Consider the following 19,279-nt stretch of genomic DNA (forward strand, 5'->3'; position numbering starts at 1 on the left):
CGAGGGGCCCCGCGACGTTCGCCGAATGGGAAACGGGTTTCTCCGCGGGGCGAAAGCGTAACCCATGAGCCACTCACGCACTGTCGAGATCGAGGGCCACATCATCGACAGCGGGACGATGCAGCGCTGCTTCGGTGCGGTGATGGACCTCGGCGGCTCCTTCGACGTCGAGCAGTTCGACGTGGGGACCCACGAGGAGGCGGAGTCGTACTGTCGGATGGCGGTCTCGGCCGACGACCCGGAGACGCTCCAAGCGATCCTCCACGAGCTGCACCAGAACGGCGCGGTGCTCGAGAACCCGAGCGACGTGGAGCTCGTGGCCGCGCCCGCGGACAAGGTCGTCCCGCCGGACTTCTACTCGACGACGAACCACCCGACCGAGGTGCTGTACGACGGCGAGTGGATCGACGTCGAGCGGATCGAGATGGACTGCGCGCTGATCGTCGATCCCGAGGGAGGGCCGGACGGCGGCCCCCGGGCGTACACGAAGGTGCTCAACGCGGTCGAGGAGGGCGACCTCGTCGCGACCGACCAGTCCGGGATCCGCGTGAACCCTCCCGAGCGTCCGCGAAGCGGCGGCGGCGCCTTCGGGTTCATGCAGGGCGGCGTCTCCTCGGAGCGACCCTCCGAGTCGACGATCCGAGAGGTCGCCGAGGAGCTCCGCGAGGTGACCGAGGACGGCGGGAACGTGATGGTCGTCGCCGGCCCCGCCGTGATCCACTCGGGGGCCGGGGACGCGCTCGCAGAACTGGTCGAAGCGGGCTACGTCGACTCGCTCTCGGCGGGCAACGGTTTCGCCACCCACGACCTGGAGCGCTCGCTGTACGGCACCTCGCTCGGGATGGACGTGGAGACGCTCGAACACCCGCGGAAGGGGCACAAACACCACATCTGGACCATCTCGGAGATCATCCGCGCGGGCGGGATCGAGGCGGCCGTCGAGGACGGGATCGTCACCGAGGGCGTGATGTACCAGTGCGTGCGAAACGACGTGGACACAGTGCTCGCGGGCTCGATCCGCGACGACGGCCCGCTCCCCGACACGATCACCGACGCCGTGGAGGCACAGGACGCCATCCGCGAGCAGGCCCACGACGCCGACATCGTGCTGATGCTCGCGACGCTGCTCCACTCGGTCGCGGTCGGCAACTGCCTGCCGTCGACGACGAAGACGGTCTGCGTCGACATCAACCCCGCCACCGTCACCCAGCTGCTCGACCGCGGCTCGGCGCAGGCCGTCGGAATGGTCACCGACATCGGGACGTTCGTCCCGACGCTCGCGGAGTTCGTGCTGGAGGGCGACGAAGAGCACGTCGCCGACGGGGAATGACCACCCACCTCCGCCCCTACGATCCCGAGACGGACGCCGACGCGCTGTCCGAGCTGAAGGTCGCCTTCGAGCGCGGGCTCGGCGCGTCGACCGGCGGCGAGGAGAAGGCGGTCGCCTACGAGGGGAAGCTCACCGACGACTACCGCGACCGGTGGCTCGCGTGGGTGGACCGATGCGTCGACGACGACGAGCGATGCGTGACGGTCGCGGTCGACGGGGGCGACGGAGCACGCGACGGAGGGCTCGCCGGCTACGTCTTCGTCCTCCCCGAGCGCCTCGCGATGATCTGGGACGCCGCCGTGATCAACGAGATATACGTCGCCCCCGAGCACCGCGGGACCGGCGTCGCCGACGAGCTGCTGGACGCCGCCGCCGCGCTCGCCGCCGATCAGGACCTGCCGCTCGACCGAATCGTGCTCGACGTCGATCCCGCGAACGAGCGCGCGAGAGCCTTCTACGACCGCCACGGCTTCGAGCCGTGGGGCGAGATGGTGGCGCGGTCGCTCGACGGCTGACGCTCGGAGCGGCGGGGGTCGCGCCTACTCCGGCTCGGCGTACGCCTGCCGCCACAGCCAGCGCGTCGGCCAGACGAGGAACGGCAGCAGGAAGACGATCCGAACGGTGTCCGCCGAATCGCCCCACGGACCGACGATCAACCCGACTGCGCCGGCGGCAACCGCGAGCCCGACCGCGACCGCGACCGTGGCGATCCGACGATCCATCGGCGGCAGGTCGGTCGAGCGGACGGGGAGGTCGAACGCCGAGACGAGCGCGTCGCCGTCGGAGACCGGCCCCACGAACCGCTCCGTCTCGTCGTCGCCGAACCCGGTCGTCAGTTCGACGGTCTGCGCGTCGAAGACGCGGTCCGGGAGTCGGGTGTGGACGAGGCTCGCGTCGCGGAGGCGCTCGACCGAAGCCGCCCACTGCGGCTCGTCCAGCCACGGATCGTACGCGACCAGCCGGTCCCCGTACCGGCGGTACTCGACCGGCGCGTACGCGAGGGCGAACCCTGCGGCGTTCACGGCGACCGCGCCGAGGTACAGCGCGGCGAAGACGGCCGCGGACCAGGCGACGACGGCTCCGGAGGGGTCGCCGCCGACGAACAGCCCGAACGCGGCGATCCACATAATGAAGAAGCCGGTCGCGTAGGCCGGAGCGACGCCGCCGAGCGTCTTCAGCACGCCGGTCGCGACCGCGGCCCGGCGATGGACCGGAACCCGGGCGTCGGGCTCGGCGTCGGGAGTCGCGATCGGCTCCGGTTCGTCGGGCGATTCGGTCGGACCGGAGAGCCAGTCGGAGATCCGACCGCCGCCGGAGCCGTCATCGCCGTGAGTCGCCCGGAACGCCGACCACTCGACGACCAGCTTCACGGCGACGAACACGGCGAGCACGGCGACGCCGCCGCCGGCGGCGTGGAGGGGCGGGAGCGCGAACAGGGCGAACACCAGGAAGAACGCGCGTCGCGCCGGCGTCTCCACGACCGCGTACGGCGAGGTCTCGGCGTACCGCCGCCGGCCGACGTACTCCCGAGCGGTGTCGATCGCCTGCCCCCCGACCAGCGCGAGCGCCGACGCGAGCACGGGCGGACTCGCAAGCAGGGCCGGCACGTCGAACACCTGCGAGAACGCGACGCCGACGAACAGCGCGATCCACGCGGTCGCGCCGCAGACGGCCGCCGCGAACGGGACGTTCCGGGGGTAGACGGGGGGCACCCACGAGACCGGACGGACCGCGCCGCGTTTGCTCGCCAGCGGCGTCTCCGTGACGCTGATGACGCCCGACTCGCGGTCGTCGGGGGGCGGGCGAGCCGCGAACAGCGCCTTCGCGCCCGCCAGCGGGATCGACAGCACCGCCTCGACCGCGTACACAGCGGCGAGCGTCGCGGGGTCCCACCCGAGGCGGATCACGCCGACGAGCGGGATCAGGTTGGCGAACAGGACTGGGAGGAAGCCGGCCGCTCCGAGAGAGCTCCGGCGGTCGCGGTGAGCGATGGAGCGCATCGGTCGTCGTCTTCACAACGCTCGTCCGAGGTGATAACACCGGTGAACGGAGACGATACCGCGGACACGTTCATACGTTTGGCTCGCGTTCGGTGTCGTATGCGAAGCGTTCAGCGGCTCGCCGTGGCGGCGGGGCTCGTGCTCGTCGCGGTCGGCACGAGCGCGGTCGCGGCGCCGTCCCTCCCCGAGCGCGTGGTGACGAACTGGGACGCCGCCGGGCGGCCGGCCGGCACCCTCCCGCGAGCGACGGCGGTCTGGCTGTTCCCGGCGCTCATGGCCGTACTGGTCGCGCTTCTGGCCGCACTGCCGCGGATCGACCCGCTCCGCGAGAACGTCGCCGCGTTCCGTCCGACGTACGACTGGTTCGTCGTCGCGCTCTCGGCGTTCCTGCTCGTCGTTCACGGGGGTATTCTCGCGTTCAACCTCGGCTACGAGTTCCCGTTCACCTCGCTCATCCTAGCTGGCGCCTCGCTGCTCGTCTACTATATCGGCGCGGTGCTCCCGCGGACCGAGCGCAACTGGTTCATGGGGATCCGCACGCCGTGGACGCTCGACAGCGACGCGGTGTGGGACAGGACCCATCGACTCGCCGGGCGGCTGTTCAGGCTCGCCGGCGTCGTCGGCGTCGCAGGGTTGGCGTCCGGCGAGTACGCGGTGTTCCTCCTCGTGGCCCCCGTGGTGACGGCCGCGGTCGCTTCGGCGGCGTACTCCTACGTCCTCTACGTCCGGTTGGGGGAAGACGACGGGACGGCCGATCCGGGCGCCGGGACGTAACACCGACCCGCGCCTTCAGGACCCGAGAACGTCGGACAGGAGTTATGTGGATGCCGGCGCCATCTCCGGGTATGAGCTATCTCGTTGCAACCGACGGCTCGACCGAGAGCGACGAAGCGGTCCGGTACGCCGCGAGACAGGCGGTCGCGTTCTACGAGACGCTGGAGATCGCCCACGTGTTGACGCCGGACTCGGAGCTGGTCGACGGGACGATCATCCTCCCGGGGGAGGAGGCCGCCGTCGACGCCGGCCAAGGGGTGCTGGAGAACGCGCGCACCGTCGCCGAGGAGGCGGTCGGCGACGAGCCGATCGACGTGGAAACCCAACTGCTCACCGGGCGTCCCGCCGACGCGATCACGGATTACGCGACCGATCAGGCCGTCGACGCCATCTACGTCGGTCACCGCGGCCTCTCCGAGGAGCGCGAGCAGGTCGTCGGCAGCGTCGCGAAGAGCGTCGTCGACAAGGCCGACGTGCCCGTGACAGTGATTCGGTAGCTGTCGTCCGTCAGACCCGACTGCGGCGGCCCGTCCCCGCCGTTCTCGCCGTCCGGGCCGGACCAGCCGGCGTCACAGGCGCCGGAAAGAACCGCCATTATCGGTCCTTCAAAGCCGCGTTGCGTCCTAATACGTGTGATGCCCGAAGACGCGCTCGTCACGGCGGACTGGGTGGAATCGAATCTCGACGCGTTCGAGAGCGACGACCCGGCGTACCGGCTCGTCGAGATCAACAATCCGACCGTCACCGACGAGTCGGAGTACACGCCCTACGAGGAGGGTCACATCCCCGGCGCGCTGAACTTCGAGTGGGACGAAGTGTTCACCGACGAGACGGAACGCGACATCGTCTCGAAGGAGGACTTCGCGGCCCGCAACGGGGAGGGCGGCATCGAGGCCGACACCACGGTCGTGGTGTACGGCGGCGGGCGCGTCCCCAACTGGTTCGCGCTGTTCGGCTACTGGATCTACAAGTACTACGGCCACGACGACGTGCGCGTGATCGACGGCGGGAAGGGGTACTGGGTCGCCAACGACTACCCCCTCACGACCGAGGAGCCCGACTTCACGCCCCGCGAGTACGAGGCCCGCGGCCCCTTCGAGAGCGTCCGCGCCTACAAGGACGACATCGACAAGGCGATCGACGAGGGGATCCCGATGGTCGACGTGCGCTCCCCCGAGGAGTTCTCCGGCGAGGTCATCGCCCCCGAAGGGCTCAACGAGACGGCCCAGCGCGGCGGCCACATCCCCGGCGCGAGCAGCGTCCCGATCGGGACCACCCTGAACGAGGACGGCACGTTCAAGAGCGCCGACGAGCTCCGCGAGCTGTACGCGGACGCCGGCGTCGACGGCAACGAGTCGACGATCACCTACTGCCGCGTCGGCGAGCGCTCGTCGATCGAGTGGTTCCTCCTGCACGAACTGCTCGGCTACGACGACGTTCGCAACTACGACGGCTCGTGGACCGAGTGGGGGAACCTCGTCGGCGCGCCGATCGAGACGGGCGAATAAGCGTCCACACCGCACCGGAGTTTCGCCGCTTCGAACGCCGTCTGCCGCTCGACGGCGGGCGTGCGTGTCGCCGTGTTCCGGTAGTCATCGGTGTTTGAACACCCGTGAGCGGCGGCGGGGGAGCGGTTAGCAACGCTCAACGGCGGGGGCGCGTGCGAGGCGATCGACCGGTCGCGTGGTGCGAACGTATTTACTCTCGTGTGCCGTATTGTGAATCATGGACCAGAACGTCGGCCCCACGGACAAACGCGTTAGAACGGCCCTCGGTGCGGTCGTCGGCATCGCATCGCTCGCAACGCTCGCCGGAGCAGTACCGCTCCCGGCGCTGGCCGCGCCCGTTCTCGGCGTTGCGTCCCTGCTCATGCTCGGGACCGCAGCGACCGGAACGTGCGCGCTCTATTCACTGCTGGGCGTGGACACGTGTTCCGTGTCTCCCAGTGAATCGCGGTAACGCTACCCGCCTCTTTCCTACCGTCTATCGACAGCAGATAACGCCGTAGTAAGGCTCAAACAGTCGCTTCTCGCCGCTTTCCGTTCTGCGCCGACGGCAGCCTCAAGTGTGCGTAGCCGCAACCTCTGTCATGAGACAACGAGGGACATTAGCCGGCGTCGACCGTCCGCACGACGAGGGCTCGCTCGCGGGTGATCGGCCGTGAGCGACGACCCAGCGGTCCTCGTTATCGGCGGCGGGGCGACCGGGGCGGGCGTCGCCCGGGACCTCGCGCTCCGCGGCGTCGACGTGACGCTCGTCGACCGCGGCGGACTCGCGAGCGGGACCTCCGGCCGGTCGCACGGACTCCTCCACAGCGGCGCCCGCTACGCGGAGGCCGACGCGCCCGGCGCCGAGGAGTGTCTCCGCGAGAACCGGACGCTCCGTGCGATCGCCGGGGCGTGCGTCCGCGAGACCGGCGGGCTGTTCGTCCGCCTCGCTGGCGACGATCCGGACTACTTCGAGGAGAAACTTGCCGCCTGCGAGGAGATCGGGATCGAGACCGAGCGGCTCGACGCCGACGAGGCGCGAGCGCTCGTCCCCGGCCTGTCCGAGGACGCCGAAGCGGCGTTTCGGGTGCCCGACGGCGTCATCTACCCGTCCAGGCTGGTCGCCGCCAACGCGGCCGACGCCGAGCGACACGGGGCCACCGTCCACGTCGACGCGCCCGTCGAGGGCATCGAGGCGAGCGACGGCGCGGTGTCGGCGGTCCGTCTCGGCGGCGAGGTCGACACCGTGCTCCGACCGGACCACGTCGTCAACGCCACGGGGGCGTGGGCCGACCGGATCGCGGAGATGGCCGGCGTCGAAGTCGGGATGGCGCCGAGCCGCGGCGTGATGATCTCCGTCGAGTACGACGGGCTCGACCCGGTGTTGAACCGGTGTCGCGACCCCGGCGACGGCGACATCGTCGTCCCCCACGAGGGGGAGGCCGTGCTCGGCACGACGAGCGTTTCGGTCGACGACCCCGACGAGTACGAGCGGGCCGACTGGGAGGTGGAGCGGTCGGTCGAGGAGTGCGCGGCGATGCTCCCCGCCGTCGCCGACGCGCCGACGGTCAGGACCTGGTGGGGCGTCCGCCCGCTGTACGCGCCCGACGAGGCCGGTTCGGACCGGCGGGGCATCTCTCGCGGGTTCAGCGTCATCGACCACGCCGACGAGGGCGTACGAAACCTTCACACTGTGGTCGGAGGGAAGTTGACGACCTACCGAGAGATGGCCGAAGCGACGAGCGACGCCGTCTGCGAGCGGCTCGGCGTCGACGAGCGGTGCCGGACCGCGAACGAGCGGCTGCCGGGCGCCGCGGACCCGGCCGAACTCGACGCGCTCGTCGAGCGGTACGGCGGAGCGAACCCGACCGATTCCGGGGTCGTCGACGCCGCGGCTGACGATTGAAAAACGGAACGGAGGTTCCGGAGGAACAGCGGGGTCGCTCCCGGCTACTCGTCGTCGATCAGGCCGCCGAACACCGATGTCGCGGTGTCGGGCACGTCGAAGTCGTGGTAGTGCTCGCCCTTCTCGTTCGAGAGGATGTTGAGCGCCGCGGCGGCGCCGTCGCCGGCCGAGATGACCGCCTGCCACTCCTCGGCGCGGACCATCGCGCCGGTCGCGTACGCGCCCTCGACGCTCGTCTCCATCGAGACGCCGACGTCGACGAGGTCGCCGTCGAACTCGCAGCCGAGCGACTCGGCGAGGTCGCGGCTCGCGCCCGTCGCCAGCACGACGTAGTCGGCCTCGTACTCGCCCGCCTCGGTCGTCACGCGGAAGCCGTCGCCGTCCGCTTCGACCCCGGTCACTTTCTCGTCTTGCTTCCGATCGACCCCGAAGTCGTCGGCCTGCTGTCGGGCGGTCGCGAGGAACTCGCTGCCGCCGACCGAGCCGATTCCGGGGTAGTTGAACAGGTGCGCCTTATGCATCCACGTGTCGTCGGTGTCGAACAGGACCGCGTCGAGCCCGTTTTTGCCCGCGAACAGTCCCGCGCTGAGCCCGGCCGGTCCGCCGCCGACGATTGCGACATCTGCCATACAGCGTCTAACGTGCCCACGGTGATAAGGACCGGTGAAAGCGGTCATCGGCACGGACACGCCGAGCCGAAGGTGTTTGCACGCCTCACCGATGGTGTGCGTCCGACCCCCGTCCGTGCGTCGGGGCGCACTGCGACCGGCGCCGCTCGGGCCTCCCGGCGCGCCCGGTCGCTGCGTCTCTGCCGTGTCGCCGCCGGCGTGCTCGCGCTCGTCGCCGCCGCGGGACTGTCGGCGCGGAGCGCGGGACGACCGTAGCGGGGTCGAGAGGCCACGAGGCGGCGGCGTTACTCGGAGAAGTCGGACAGCGAACCGGACGCGTCCGATCCGGAGTCTTCGTTCGAATCGTCCGCATCGGACGCGTCCGGTTCGGGCTCCTCGCCGCCGCCGTCCCACGGGTTCTCGGGGTCCACCGGCTCGACGGCGCGGTCGAGATCGTCGGGCGAGTAGCCCGTCTCGTCGTCGAGGAGCATCGCGAGGCGCTGCCAGCGCGCGCTCTGGTCGTCTTCGCCCTCCGGACCGACCCGAGCGCCGTGGGTCTTGAAGAAGTGCGTCCCGCGGTCGCGCCGCGCCCCCTCGCCGGTGTGGCCGTCGAACACCGCGTCGAACCGGCCCTCCGGTTGGAGATCCCCGACCGGGAAGTCGTGGGCGGGCGCTTCGCCGCGCTCGCGGGCCTCGGCGCGGACCTCGGCGACGGCGGAGAAGTAGGCGTCCGCGTTCGAGGCCTCCCGCGTCGAGCGAGCGCGGGCGGCCGCCAGCGCGGCGTGGATCGCGCAGAGCCGCCCCTTCCACTCGGCGGGCTCCCAGCGCTCGGTGGCGAGCTCCTCGTAGCGCTCGATCGTGAGCGCCACGTCGCTGCCCGCGCGGAGGTCCTCGACGACGTAGAGGTTCAGGCGGTCCCAGAGGTTCCACGCGTAGCCGGAGCGGGCCAGCTCCCACGCGGCCCACGCGGCGACCTCCTCGTCGGAGCGGCGCACCGCCTTCTGGAGGAGGCTGGAGACGACGTACCGGCTGTAGCCGCCGTCGGTCTCGTTGGCCGCCTTCTCCTCGCCGAAGTCGTTCTCGCCGGTCGCGTCCGGCGTCGTGTCGGTCTCCAAGCTCCCGTCCGACCCGAACGTCGCCTGTCTGTCGTCGCCGTCAGCCATACCCTCGCTCCCGCCGCGAACGACTTAAAAACCGCGCGAGACGGGGGTGGCGCGGGGCACCGAGCCGTCCGCGGTACTGCGGATCACACTCGGTTTGAAAGGGAACCCTTAAGTCGAATCCGGCGGGTAGAATACGGTAACCGCCCTTAGCTCAGCTTGGTAGAGCAGTCGACTGTAGATCGACTTGTCCCCCGTTCAATTCGGGGAGGGCGGACTGAAATTAACCGTTGATTCCGGGTGTACACCGGAATTAGCGTTCTTAGACTTCAGAAGACGTGAGACGGGAGTCTGCGTTTTCAGAAGACGCCCCGAAAAATCGGAGTGCAACGAGGTTCGTAACGGCCCCCTTCGCAGTCATGCGAATTTTGTAGTGCAAGGAGGTGCGGCATGAGTGCCGAGCGCGACAGCGACGAGGAGATCGCGATCGCTGTCGACGTGGAAGGCGACTCGGTCGAGATCGAGCGCGAGCGGATCGATTGCTCTGCAAAACCGGCAACATGTTCTCCAATTTCTTACATACCTATTTAATATCTATTACGTTAATTAGTTAAGAATGTCTGTAGGACAGGAGCTACTCGACGTACCGTTCCCTGAGATGATCGCGAGTATGGGTCAGGGTATCGCGGACGCACAGAACCAGTTGGACATGAACTCGGTCGAGGTGGCGAAAATCCTCGCCGAGACGGAGATCGAGGTCGTGCCGGCGATCACGCGCACGATCGACTCGCAGGGCGAGGTCACCTACTCCTCCGCGACACCGATCGACGTCTCGCTGCTGCAGGCCGGGCTGTTCCCGACCTTCTACCAGTTCTCGGAGGCGATCATCGAGGTCGAGATGGACATCAAGACGACGAGCGAGCGCGAGACGAACATCGACGTCAGCGCCGAGGCGCACGCGGGGTTCGGCCTGTGGGGCGGGAGCATCCAGACCGACGTGAGCCACAACCGGAAGTTCGGCAAGGAGGTCCACGGGACGAGCAAGCTGAAGACCACGTTGGTTCCGGTCCCGGAGCCGCCGTACCTCTTCCCGGAGGTCGAGACCGTCGACCAGCGACAGACCGACGACGAGGAGACGGAGTGATCGGACCCGCCGCGCTCCGCGCGTGCGTCTCCGCACGCATCCGCACGGCGGACGGAGTGCGGCACCCAGACCCATGCCATTACGAGCACATCACCTACCACCGCGCAGTATCGCCCCCGCTCGGTCGGGCCGACGGGAGGTGGCCGACCTCCCGTTCGACGACCTCGTCTACCTGCTCGCGGAGGGCGTCGCCGACGCCCAGACCGCGCTCGACGCCCACGCCGCGGAGACGCTCACGACGCTCGCAGAGACGGAGGTCGACGTCGCGCCGACGCTGACTCGCACCGTCGCGCCGGACGGAACGGTCACGCCGGACGGAACCGTCACGCCGGACACCGCGACGGCGGAGCGGCGATCCCTGCTCGACGTCGGACTGACGCCTGCCCGGTACCAGTTCAGCGACGCGACGATCGAAGTCGAGGTCGACGTTCGCACCACCGAACGCAGTCAGTCGGACCGAACCGAACCGGAATTCGAGCGTGCCGCGGGGGGATTCGGTCTCAGAGCGGGCACGCAGTCCGTGATCGATCGCCGGACCGTCGACCGCGAGGCCGGCGCGAACGCCCGCCTCACAACGCGGCTCGAACCCACCCCGATGCCGGCGGCGACCGGATCCGCGGAGACGGGGTCAGCGACCGACGGGGCCGACGGAGGCGAACGTGCCGACTGACGAGTGGCTTGCGCGACCGCTCAAGGAGTTCATCCGGACGGTCGCGTTCTCGGTCGCCGAGGGGCAAGAGGAGCTCGACCGCCGGTCGATGGCCGTCCAGCGGTCGATCGAACGCGACATCGAAGACGGGAGCCTCGCGTACGACCTCGACGCGTCGTGGCTCAGGTTCGCCGACGTGGAAGCCGACCTGGAGATGACGCTGTCGATCGAGGGGCAGGAGGTCCGCGATCCGGAGACCAACGAGGTCCGCGCGTACAAGCCGACCGTGACCGCCGTTCCGCTGAACCACCGCGTCAGCGACGAGTACGACGTGGACGCCGAGATCGCCAGCGAGGTGCGGCTCCGCATCGCCCCCGTCCCGCCGGAGTCCCGTAACCCATGAGCGATCGCGACCGCTCCGCGTTCAACGCCGACACGGCGCGATTCGCGGAGACGTTCCAGCTCGAAGAGCTACCGCAGGTCGACGCCGCCAAGTTCGAGACGGTCGAGCGGGCGGCGGTCGAGCGACTGGTCACGGACCAACAGGAGTCGCTCGTTCGCCTGCAGACCGACGTGTTAGCGGTTCAAAGCGAGCGGACCGCCCTGGAGCGCCGGCTCTCGAAGGTCGAGGCACAGCGGGAGGCACTCCGAGAACGCGTCGGTGAGCTGGAGGCGCAGCGCCCGGCGATGGAGCCGAAGCAGGTCTTCTCGAACCTCGGCGCGGCGCTCCAAGAGGTGGACGACGACCTGCAGAGCGAGCGCTACCGCGTCGACGACGTGGACTTCACGCTCAAGACGAACGTGATCCAGACCGACGAGGGGATCCGGATGCACCTGCCGTCGCTGGACGAGTCGTCGGCGTCGGCGAATCTCAGCGAGGTCTCCTTCCGACTGCGTGCGCCGCGGGGGGAGCCCGAGGACGCCGCGACGACGTACGGCGACGTGCCGGACCTCGGGGGGCTGTCGCACGAGACCGCGGCGCGCCGGCTCGCCGCGGCCAATCTGTCCGTCGGCGTGGTCGAGCGCGTCGTCGAGCCGGCGACCCCACCGGGCACCGTCGTCGAGCAGTTCCCCGACCCCTACGCGGTCGCCGAGCCCGGAGCGCCGGTCGATCTCGTGCTCTCCGCGGCGTCGAGCGAGGAGGCAGGAACATCGGACGGGGAGACAGGCGCATCGGGCGAACCGGATTCATCCGGTGAATCGGAGTCACCGAGCGACCCCGACTCTCCGAACGAGTCCGACGCGGCGCCGACCCCGGACCCGGACGACGACACCGCCCCCGCGGAGTCGCCCGAGCCGGAAGACGAGCGGGCCCGCATGGAGGCGTTCAGACGGGCGATCATCGACGTCGCCCCGGAGAACGGCGCCGCGGTGGTCGAGCGACTCCGCCGCGCGGGCGTGACCGACCTCGAATCGCTGGTCTCGCTCGATCCGGAGGCGATCGCGGCGGAGCTGTCGCTACCGGTCGAGCAGATCGCCGCGCTCCAAAAGCGGCTCGGCGCCCGCGGCGAGTCGGTCGCGCTCGAAGAGGTGTCCGGGATCGGGCCGACGTACGCGGACCGACTCCGCGAGGAGGGCGTCAGAAACGTCGCCCAGCTGGCCGCACTCGACCCGGAGGTCGTCGCCGACATCACCCGTGCGTCGACGAGCCGGACCGAGGGGTGGATCGAGGAAGCGACCCGGATGGCGGGTGACCGATGAGCGTCGCGGAGCGGTTCGGTGCGTCCATCGAGGTCGCCGGACCGGACCCCGAGTCGGAGGGGTTCTTCTTCGTGAAGCGGCGGGACGGGGTCGCCCACGAGGCGTTCGTTACCGGACTGCTCGGGCTGGTCGGCACGGCGGGTCGGCTCGTGCTCCACCATCTGTCGGGGTTCGCCATCGTTCGCCTCCCGCACGGCCGCGCCCGGCGACTCGGTCGGCTCCCGTGGATCGACACCGTCGGCGGCATCCGGTTCGATCCGGAGCAGTTCGCGGCGGTCACGGGCGCCCCGATGGGGTGACGGCGCCTCCGATTCTCAGTCGCGTCAGTCGCACCGACAGCGTATTCATCCTCCGTCCGCAACCCTCCGGACATGACTCTCGTCGTGGTGCCGGTCCGGTTCCCGCCGTCGTCACACTCGGAGGCGACGCTGCGGGAGGCCGTTCGCGTCGCCGAGGAGCGCGACGCCGACTTGACGATCCTCCACGTTGACCTCTACCAGAACTCCGGTGGGGTCTCCCGAAGCGACCTGAAACGGGCCGTCGAAGAGCGGATCGGCCGGCTCGACCGCGCGCGGTACGTCGTCCGCCGGGGGTTCCTCGTCGAGGAGACCATCCTCGAAGAGGTCGTCGCCGAGGGCGCCGACGTGGTCGTCATCGGCTCGAAGCAGGCCGGTCGGTGGCGGCGCATGGTGCAGAAACTCCTCTCCGACCCCGACATCGACGCGTACCTCCGCGACGAGCTCGACTGCACCGTCATCACGGTCGACGCAGACGGCGACACCACGACAAACGAGGCCGGCGACGGCGCCGACGACCCGCCGCTCCCCGAGGACGGCGGCGACTGACCGGCCCCGCCGGCGCGGCCCGCGCTCCGCTCCGGCTCACTCCGTGTCGGCGATCTCGTAGCGGCGCTCGTACTCCATGACGGTCGCGACGCGGTCGGCGATCGCTTCGCCGAACTCCCGCTCGACGAGGTACAGCGCCAGGTCGATCCCCGAGGTCACCCCGCCGGCGGTGAGCAGGTCGCCGTCGTCGACGACGCGCGCGTCCACCACCGCGGCACCCGACTCGCGGAGTTCGTCGACGGCCGAGGCGTGAGTGACCGCACGCCGGCCGTCGGTGACGCCCGCCTCCGCGAGCAGCATCGCGCCGGTACAGACGGCTGCGGTGCGGACGCCGGCGGCGTGGTACTCGTCGAGCGCGCGCGGTACGTCGCCCTTCTGCGCCTCCGCCCAGGCGCTCGCGTCCTCGTTGCGCGCGGACCAGCCACCGCCGGGGACGACGAGCAGGTCGGGTGCGTCGCCGCCGTCCGGATCCGGGAGTACCCCGTCGACGCCGACCCGCGTCCCGTGGCTCGCGGTGACCCACTCGCGCTCGTCGAGGGTGACGTACCGGACGCGCCCGGGTCGCTCGGCGGCGGTCGCGCCGTCCGCATCGCCGCTCGCCGCCTCCGCGGCGTAGCCGAGCGCGTAGTCGAACACCTCGTACGGGCCGATTCCGTCGAGCTCGTCGAACCCGTCGTACAGCAGAATGTCGATGTGCACTGTCGCCGACCTACGCGCCCCGTCGTCATGGGCGTTTCCCCGGATTCCGTCGCTCCCGGCGGAAGCCGTGCGATCGCCCCCGTCGGCAACCGAGGGCGACCCGATCACTCGAACAGGCTGTCGACGGTCCGGATGAACCGGTCGACGATCCGATCCGGGAGCGACGACGACACCTCGTCGAGCAGCGCCGCGGTCTGCTCGGGCCGCGCGAGCGAGAGCCGCATGGGTCGGTCATCCGACTTCTCGATGATCCCGCGTTCGACCATGTTCGAGACGTGCCACGAGACGGTGCTGCGCGCGAGGTCGAGGTCGTCGGCGAGCGTCGCCGGCCGCGTCGGGCCGCCGGCGTGGAGGCGGACGAGGATCCCGCGAGCGGTCTCCCGCCGGAGGAAGGCGAGCGCCCGCCGCTCCCACGGGTCGAAGGACGGGTCGAAGTAGTGAGCGCGCCCGCCGATCCGCTCGACCGCGACCTCGTCGTCCCGGACGAGCCGTCGGAGGTGGTACTGCGCCTGTCCGGTGGCGATGTCGAGGTCGCGGCTCACCCGGTTGAAGTGGACGCCCGGCGTGTCGCGGACGTGTCGGCGGACCCGGGATCTGGTGTCCGGCATGGGTGCTCACCCCGATCTACCGGGGCGCTGTTTAAAACCGCCGCGCGCGTTCTCTTCGAGCGGGAGCGTCCGGGGATGTATTCTTATCGCTCGCTGCCTTACGAGTCGACAGCGTGAATCCGATCCTTGCGAGCGCGACCGCCGGAGGGTGGGGCGTAGAGGGGTCGCTACCGCTGCTCGCCGTCGTGGCCGTCGCCGGCCTCGGCACCGGGGTCCTCTTTCTCGTGAGCCTCGTCGCGTACCACCGCCGTCGGAGCGGGCAGTACGCGCTCATCAGCGTCGCCGTCGGCGCGCTGCTCGGCCGGTCGGTCGTCGGCGCGGGCACCGTTCTCGGCGTCGTGCCGATGCCGGTTCATCACTTCCTCGAACACAGCCTCGACTTCCTGATCGCCGCGGTCGTCCTCTACGCGGTGTACGCGCACGCTCCGGGCTCCGTCGGCGACGACGCCGCCTCAAAGTGAGTAGGAAGGCGGTGGGATCGGAGTGATCGGAGGGCCGGTGGAATCGGGACGATCGAGGGTAGTCGGAGCGATCGAGGGTAGCCGAAGCGATCGGGGGAGGCCGAGACGACCGAGAGAAGCCGGGAGGGTCGCTCTCAGTCCCCGATCCCGCTGCGAACGCGCTCGATGGCCGCATCGACCTGGCTCCCGTACGCCAACGCTGTACCCGCGACGACGGCGCCGAGGAGCGTCCAGCCGACGAGCGAGCCGACCGCGCGGCCCGTCTCGATGAACTCGCCCTCCGGCGCGAAGGCGACGCCGATCACGTGTTCGAAGACGAGCCCACGGAACGCCCCGTTCGGCGTGAGCGCGAGCGATCCCGGGATCGTCGCCGGAGACGCTCCGGCACCGAGCGAGCGGAGCAGGAGGAGGTCGCCGCCGAGCACCCCCGCGACCAGCGCGAGGACCCCGAGCGCGATCGCGCTCCGGCGGTTCGCGGCGAGCGCGGAGACCGCGGCCGCGAGCGACACGTACGCCGCGCCCAACAGGAGGACGAACGCGAGGAACCGGAGGTACAGCAGCGGCGAGTCGATACCGGTGTGGGTCGCGAAGATGCCCGTGTCCGGCGCCGCGGTCAGCCAGACCCCGACGCCGACCGCGGCGTACGGAGCGCCGACGACCCCGACGAGCGCGACCGTCCGCGCCAGCAACACTCCCGCGACGTACTCGCCGACGCGCACCGGATACGTCCGGATCACCGCGAGCTCCCCGCTCGCGCCGTCGGCGAGCAGCGAGCGGTAGCCCAACACCACCGCGGCGAGCGGGACGAGCGCCTCCGTCGGGAGGAGCAGGTCGACGATCGCCGGCACGAATCCCGTGGCGCCCCCGCCGCCCGCCGCGAGGAGGCCGCCGACGGCGGCGAGCAGCCCCACCGCCAGCACGCCGTAGCCGGGGGTCCGGACCACCGTCGCGAGTTCGCGCCGGAACACCGTTGCGACCCCGATGAGCGGTCCGGTCATCGCTCCGACACCCCCGTGACGTGAACGTCCGGCTCCGCATCGTCGCCGTCACGCTCCTCCTCGTCGCTCCTCGTGTCCCCGTCGCCGTCACCGCCCTCCTCGTCGGATCGCTCGGCGCCGGTCCGCGCTTCCGCCGCCGTCACGGCGCGGTACAAACCGCTCACGTCGTCGACAGCGTGGTCGTCGAGCAGGCGGTCCACCGCCCCGGCGGCGGCGACGCCCCCGCGGCGGAGAAGCACGACGCGGTCGGCGTGGTCGTCGACGAGGTCGAGCGCGTGCGACGAGATCACGACGGCCGTGTCGCGGTCGGCCCGCTCGGCCGCCGCGCGGAAGGCGCGTTCGCGCATCCCCGGATCGAGACCGCTCGCCGGCTCGTCGAGGGCGACGAGGGTCGGGTCGCCCAGGACCGCCTGCGCGATCCCCAGCAGGCGTCGCATCCCGCCCGAGAGCGCCTCGACGCGCCTGTCGCCGGCGTCGGCGAGCCCGACCTGCTCCAGCGCCGCGTCCGGGTCGTCGCCGACGAGTCGGGCGTAGAACGCGAGCGTCTCGCGAGCCGTAAACCCGTCGCGGAACGGCACCCGCTGTGGCAGGTAGCCGATCGGCTTCGGGCCGGTCGCGCCGGGGTGCCGGACCTCGCCGGTGGTCGGCGCCGTCGCGCCGACCAGCAGCCGGAGCAGGGTCGATTTCCCGGAGCCGTTCGGGCCGATCACGGCGGTAACGCCGGGATCGATCGCGAGCGAGATCGAGTCCAGCACCGGCACGCCCCCGTACGTCCGGGTGACATCCGAGAGGGTCGAGACGGGCTCGTCAGGCATCGGCGGCCCCCTCCGTCGCCGCGGTGTGAGCGTCGATAACCGACGTGCGCGCGCCGGCGCCTGCCGATGCGGTCTCGGCGGCGACGCGCTTCGTTTCCGGCCCGATACCCCCGCCCGTCGCGTTGCGATGGCGTGCGTTCATGGCTGCGTCCTCGTCTCTGTCCCCCCGCTGGTCGGCCAGTTCCGTGCGCCAGTCGGCGCGGGCCGGGCCCGCATTCGGGGCGAGCGCGGCGTCGAGCCTCTCCGGCGAGTACGGCGCCGCCGCCGGCGCCGGGTCGATGATGCTTCCCGAGCGCGCGCCGGGGACGGTCCCGCGGAGGCGGTCGAGGAGGGCGACCGCGGGCGACTCGCGCACCGCGACGGCGGCGACGTGCCGGTGGAGCGCGCCGTCGACCGGAGAGGTGGGGCGATACGCGCGCTCGCCGGGGTCGTGGGGACCGACGTTCGCCCCCTCCCAGTAGTTCCCGCGGTCGCCGTCGGCCCAGACGCGGAGCGCGCCCGCGCCGGCGGTCGCGTGCTCCGCGTTCCCGACGAAGTCGTTCGCGACGACCCGGCTCGACGGGACCACCGTGGTCGCGCGCGCCCCGAGGTCGTTGTTCGCGGCCACGTTGCGCTCGTACAGCGACCCTCGCGAGCTGGTCGAGAAGCCGAGTTCGTTGCCGACGAGGGTGTTGTACCCGATGTACGCCCGGGTCCCCGAGGCTTGGACCCCCGCGCTGGAGTTCCGAACGTCGTTGCCGACGATCGCGTTGCCCGACGGCCGCGTCATCACCGTGATACCGGCGTACAGCTCGTCGCGGAACGCGTTGTCGGCGAGCAGCGCGTCGCTCGTGTACATGAGGTGCACCCCGTAGCGGTTGTCCGTGAACGTGGAGTTCCGGACGACCGAGCCGTCGGCGCGGTGGAGGTAGATGCCGTCGCGGCCACCCTCGAACCTGCTGTCCGTCACCGTCACCCGCGACTGCATCCCCGTGATCCCCATAAATCCGTCTTGCCACTCCTCCGTCCCGTTCACGCGGAGATCCCGGATCACCGCGTGGGAGCCCTCGCGGAGGAGTATCCCGCTCGCGTTCGCCTCGACCGTCACGTCGTCGACGACGAGTCCCGGCGCGCCGATCGCGCGGATCCCGGCGTCTCCGTGGCCGTAGCCGAGCTGGATGTTGGTGTCCCACACCTCGCTTTCACCCTCCCTCTCGCGACCCGCGCGCGCCGCCTCCGGGTCGCGCGTCTCCCCCCCGCTTCCGGCGACCGTGATCCCGGTGATCGCCACGTCGGGCGCCCGCACCGTGATCACCGAGCCGTTGCCGTCGCCGCGTATCCGCGCGTCTTCGCCGGCGATCGTCACCGACTCGTTCACCGTCAGGGTCTCGTCGTAGGTGCCCGCGGGGACGACGACCGTCGTGTTCGGCGGCGCGGCGGCGACCGCCGCCCCGATCGTCGGTGCGTCCTCACCGACGACGACCGAGACCGGTCGGTCGGCGCGGCGCTCGGCGGCCGCGATCCGCCCGTCGGCGGCGTCCCACCGCGCGGGAGCCATCGCCCGCACCGTCGCCGCCGAGTCTGTGTCGAACGACAGGCGCCGGACCGTCTCCCAGTCGACCACCCGCCCGCCGTGGTCGGCCGCGAACGCCTCGGCGGCGCCCCGCTCGCGGAAGGGGACGATCGTCTCGCCCGCCGGGCTCCGGGCGTCGCTCTCGACGACGTAGAGCGCCGCCGCCGCCGGCGTCCACTCGCCGCCGGACTCGGACTCGAACAGGCCGGTCTCGGTCGTCTCGGGCCGCGCGTCGTCGAACGTCTCGACGTAGGCGGCGATCGGGTAGCCGAACTGCCGTTCCGTCTGGCCGTCCTCGAGGGCCGCCGCGAACGACTCGACGCCGTTGTACCCGACGACGTACTGCAGCTGCGAGTAGAAGACTTGGGTCCGCGGGATCCGCGCCGAGCCGGTCATCAGCGCGTCCGTCTCGGAGGAGAGCCCGAGCTCGACCACGTCGTCGTAGGGGACCGGCGAGGGCGCGGCGGCCTCGGGGTCGGCGGCGAACGCCCCGGCCGTCGCGACGACGGCGACGAGGAGGAGGACGCCGAGCGCGATCCAGAGCGCCCGAGGCGGATCGCCGTACGGGTCGAAAACTGCCACGGCGTACGTTCAACCTACTG

At 70.8% G+C, this 19,279-nt stretch carries 23 protein-coding genes and 1 tRNA gene; 16 read left to right on the forward strand and 8 right to left on the reverse strand.

Translation table 11 applies throughout. From position 1 onward, the window contains the following. Window positions 1-64 precede the first annotated feature (64 nt). Together ACT4MF_RS02615 and ACT4MF_RS02620 are read left to right on the forward strand one after the other, a co-directional pair. On the forward strand, window positions 65-1,330 hold the full coding sequence (locus ACT4MF_RS02615; protein ID WP_444681651.1) for an ornithine cyclodeaminase, nickel-pincer nucleotide-dependent: 1,266 nt from the start codon (window positions 65-67) through the stop codon (window positions 1,328-1,330). After that, on the forward strand, window positions 1,327-1,845 hold the full coding sequence (locus ACT4MF_RS02620) for a GNAT family N-acetyltransferase (protein WP_444681652.1): 519 nt from the start codon (window positions 1,327-1,329) through the stop codon (window positions 1,843-1,845). Before ACT4MF_RS02615 ends, ACT4MF_RS02620 begins: the two co-directional genes overlap by 4 nt. 24 nt (window positions 1,846-1,869) lie before the next feature. Here ACT4MF_RS02620 and ACT4MF_RS02625 read toward each other — a convergent pair whose 3' ends face one another. Beyond that, window positions 1,870-3,330, reverse strand: a complete 1,461-nt coding sequence (locus ACT4MF_RS02625) for a DUF6498-containing protein (protein WP_444681653.1) — start codon at window positions 3,328-3,330, stop codon at window positions 1,870-1,872. 99 nt (window positions 3,331-3,429) lie between these two features. Here ACT4MF_RS02625 and ACT4MF_RS02630 point away from each other — a divergent pair, with 99 nt between their 5' ends. From ACT4MF_RS02630 to ACT4MF_RS02650, 5 genes are all read left to right on the forward strand, one after another. After that, window positions 3,430-4,104, forward strand: coding sequence for an SdpI family protein (locus ACT4MF_RS02630; protein ID WP_444681654.1), 675 nt, complete (start codon window positions 3,430-3,432; stop codon window positions 4,102-4,104). Between the two features lie 71 nt (window positions 4,105-4,175). Beyond that, the gene (locus ACT4MF_RS02635) at window positions 4,176-4,601 is read left to right on the forward strand and encodes a universal stress protein (protein WP_099253748.1); all 426 of its coding nucleotides are present in this window, start codon (window positions 4,176-4,178) and stop codon (window positions 4,599-4,601) included. Window positions 4,602-4,739: 138 nt separating this feature from the next. After that, complete coding sequence (locus ACT4MF_RS02640) at window positions 4,740-5,612, forward strand: sulfurtransferase (protein WP_444681655.1); 873 nt, start codon at window positions 4,740-4,742, stop codon at window positions 5,610-5,612. 217 nt (window positions 5,613-5,829) lie between these two features. Continuing rightward, on the forward strand, window positions 5,830-6,063 hold the full coding sequence (locus ACT4MF_RS02645; protein ID WP_099253750.1) for a YgaP family membrane protein: 234 nt from the start codon (window positions 5,830-5,832) through the stop codon (window positions 6,061-6,063). 201 nt (window positions 6,064-6,264) lie between these two features. Then, on the forward strand, window positions 6,265-7,497 hold the full coding sequence (locus ACT4MF_RS02650; protein WP_444681656.1) for an FAD-dependent oxidoreductase: 1,233 nt from the start codon (window positions 6,265-6,267) through the stop codon (window positions 7,495-7,497). A 44-nt stretch (window positions 7,498-7,541) separates the two neighbouring features. On the opposite strand, the gene ACT4MF_RS02655 is transcribed toward ACT4MF_RS02650, so the two are convergent. After that, a complete protein-coding gene (locus tag ACT4MF_RS02655) occupies window positions 7,542-8,126 on the reverse strand; it encodes an NAD(P)/FAD-dependent oxidoreductase (protein ID WP_444681657.1) in 585 nt (194 codons plus the stop codon). A gap of 284 nt (window positions 8,127-8,410) precedes the next feature. After that, entirely contained in the window at window positions 8,411-9,268 is an 858-nt protein-coding gene (locus ACT4MF_RS02660; protein WP_444681658.1) for a hypothetical protein, read from the reverse strand. 140 nt (window positions 9,269-9,408) lie between these two features. Between ACT4MF_RS02660 and ACT4MF_RS02665 the strand changes: the two genes are divergently transcribed. From ACT4MF_RS02665 to ACT4MF_RS02700, 8 genes are all read left to right on the forward strand, one after another. Continuing rightward, a tRNA-Tyr gene (locus ACT4MF_RS02665) sits at window positions 9,409-9,482 on the forward strand. Window positions 9,483-9,655: 173 nt separating this feature from the next. Continuing rightward, complete coding sequence (locus tag ACT4MF_RS02670; RefSeq protein ID WP_444681659.1) at window positions 9,656-9,796, forward strand: hypothetical protein; 141 nt, start codon at window positions 9,656-9,658, stop codon at window positions 9,794-9,796. A gap of 25 nt (window positions 9,797-9,821) precedes the next feature. Beyond that, window positions 9,822-10,349: a hypothetical protein gene (locus ACT4MF_RS02675; protein WP_099256423.1), complete on the forward strand. Its 528-nt coding sequence runs from the start codon at window positions 9,822-9,824 to the stop codon at window positions 10,347-10,349. Window positions 10,350-10,488: 139 nt separating this feature from the next. Further along, on the forward strand, window positions 10,489-11,019 hold the full coding sequence (locus ACT4MF_RS02680; protein WP_444681660.1) for a hypothetical protein: 531 nt from the start codon (window positions 10,489-10,491) through the stop codon (window positions 11,017-11,019). Further along, window positions 11,009-11,401: a hypothetical protein gene (locus tag ACT4MF_RS02685; RefSeq protein ID WP_099256425.1), complete on the forward strand. Its 393-nt coding sequence runs from the start codon at window positions 11,009-11,011 to the stop codon at window positions 11,399-11,401. Before ACT4MF_RS02680 ends, ACT4MF_RS02685 begins: the two co-directional genes overlap by 11 nt. Further along, window positions 11,398-12,699, forward strand: coding sequence for a helix-hairpin-helix domain-containing protein (locus ACT4MF_RS02690; protein WP_444681661.1), 1,302 nt, complete (start codon window positions 11,398-11,400; stop codon window positions 12,697-12,699). The genes ACT4MF_RS02685 and ACT4MF_RS02690 overlap by 4 nt, the downstream gene beginning before the upstream one ends. Then, the gene (locus tag ACT4MF_RS02695) at window positions 12,696-12,998 is read left to right on the forward strand and encodes a hypothetical protein (protein WP_444681662.1); all 303 of its coding nucleotides are present in this window, start codon (window positions 12,696-12,698) and stop codon (window positions 12,996-12,998) included. The genes ACT4MF_RS02690 and ACT4MF_RS02695 overlap by 4 nt, the downstream gene beginning before the upstream one ends. Window positions 12,999-13,070: 72 nt before the next feature. Next, window positions 13,071-13,544 (forward strand): universal stress protein, encoded by a 474-nt coding sequence (locus ACT4MF_RS02700; RefSeq protein WP_444681663.1) that lies wholly within the window; start codon window positions 13,071-13,073, stop codon window positions 13,542-13,544. Window positions 13,545-13,580: 36 nt separating this feature from the next. Here the strand turns inward: ACT4MF_RS02700 and ACT4MF_RS02705 are convergent, their stop codons facing one another. Then, window positions 13,581-14,243: a DJ-1/PfpI family protein gene (locus ACT4MF_RS02705; protein WP_444681664.1), complete on the reverse strand. Its 663-nt coding sequence runs from the start codon at window positions 14,241-14,243 to the stop codon at window positions 13,581-13,583. A 104-nt stretch (window positions 14,244-14,347) separates the two neighbouring features. Beyond that, entirely contained in the window at window positions 14,348-14,851 is a 504-nt protein-coding gene (locus ACT4MF_RS02710) for a winged helix-turn-helix transcriptional regulator (protein WP_099256429.1), read from the reverse strand. A 113-nt stretch (window positions 14,852-14,964) separates the two neighbouring features. Here ACT4MF_RS02710 and ACT4MF_RS02715 point away from each other — a divergent pair, with 113 nt between their 5' ends. Further along, complete coding sequence (locus ACT4MF_RS02715) at window positions 14,965-15,312, forward strand: DUF7471 family protein (protein ID WP_444681665.1); 348 nt, start codon at window positions 14,965-14,967, stop codon at window positions 15,310-15,312. A gap of 134 nt (window positions 15,313-15,446) precedes the next feature. Here the strand turns inward: ACT4MF_RS02715 and ACT4MF_RS02720 are convergent, their stop codons facing one another. Genes ACT4MF_RS02720 through ACT4MF_RS02730 form a run of 3 tightly spaced genes read right to left on the reverse strand, consistent with a single transcriptional unit; the run spans window position 15,447 to window position 19,259 of the window. After that, window positions 15,447-16,310: a copper ABC transporter permease gene (locus ACT4MF_RS02720; RefSeq protein ID WP_444681666.1), complete on the reverse strand. Its 864-nt coding sequence runs from the start codon at window positions 16,308-16,310 to the stop codon at window positions 15,447-15,449. Next, on the reverse strand, window positions 16,307-17,125 hold the full coding sequence (locus tag ACT4MF_RS02725; protein WP_444681667.1) for an ABC transporter ATP-binding protein: 819 nt from the start codon (window positions 17,123-17,125) through the stop codon (window positions 16,307-16,309). Before ACT4MF_RS02725 ends, ACT4MF_RS02720 begins: the two co-directional genes overlap by 4 nt. Then, complete coding sequence (locus tag ACT4MF_RS02730; RefSeq protein WP_444681668.1) at window positions 17,118-19,259, reverse strand: NosD domain-containing protein; 2,142 nt, start codon at window positions 19,257-19,259, stop codon at window positions 17,118-17,120. Before ACT4MF_RS02730 ends, ACT4MF_RS02725 begins: the two co-directional genes overlap by 8 nt. Window positions 19,260-19,279 lie beyond the last annotated feature (20 nt).

The organism is Halorubrum sp. FL23 (assembly GCF_052439115.2).
Classification (GTDB): Archaea; Halobacteriota; Halobacteria; order Halobacteriales; family Haloferacaceae; genus Halorubrum; species Halorubrum persicum.